Annotated in this window: 1 protein-coding gene; it reads right to left on the bottom strand. The window is 48.5% G+C overall.

The features are described 5' to 3' along the window. Positions 1–891: DUF7507 domain-containing protein (locus NY014_RS12180; protein WP_435520635.1), on the bottom strand; the 891-nt coding region annotated here is incomplete at both ends.

Raw genomic sequence — 891 nt, 5'->3', positions numbered from 1 at the left:
ATCGGTTACCGAAACATTCGTCAAGGTCACATTTCCGGTGTTCTGAACCGTGATCGTGTAGGTGATTACATCATCTACCGCATCGTAAGTCGTTACATCGGCTGTCTTGGTTACGGTCAACTCAGGAAGCTCATCCGCCGTCACCGTCTCGGTATCACTGCCCGTGGTCGTTCCATCGGTCGCGGTCGCCGTGTTCTCCACGCTACCCGCATCCAGATCCGCCTGGGTGATCGTGTAAGTCGTTGTGTAGGTCTCGGTCACGCCAGGAGCAAGACTTGCGATGGTTTCATCCAGTCCGGTCAATGGATCGGTTACCGAAACATTCGTCAAGGTCACATTTCCGGTGTTCTGAACCGTGATCGTGTAGGTGATTACATCATCTACCGCATCGTAAGTCGTTACATCGGCTGTCTTGGTTACGGTCAACTCGGCCGTCTGGGAGACTCCGGTTGAAGCACTATCTTCTAAAGGAGTAGGTAATTCAAAAGTAGTAACACTAGCTGTGTTAATCAGATCTAATCCAGAATCAATATCATTTTGAGTTACTGTATAGGCAGCACTGTAAGTCCAGATTTCTCCTATATCCAATACTCCAGGATTAACATCATCACCACCGATTAACGTAGCGCTACCGGCCAGATCATCACTTACGACAACATTGGTCAGGATAGCAGAGCCTGTATTCTCAACAACAATTTCATAGGTAATAATTTGACCAGCAGCAGTAACTGGATTCAGACCTCCAATTTGTGTCTTTGTTACACTAAGCGCTGCTGTATCATCATCGGTAATCGTACCGGTGGCAGTCACCCCGCCGATGGTCAACTCATAGGTCTCGTCATTCTCATCCAACAAGTCGGTCAAGCCTGGGAACGTCACCGTAAACTCGGT

Source organism: Algoriphagus limi (assembly GCF_024919275.1).
Classification (GTDB): domain Bacteria; phylum Bacteroidota; class Bacteroidia; order Cytophagales; family Cyclobacteriaceae; genus Algoriphagus; species Algoriphagus limi.
The sequence above is the reverse complement of the archived record's forward strand: the minus strand, read 5'-3'. Positions and strand labels throughout refer to the sequence as shown.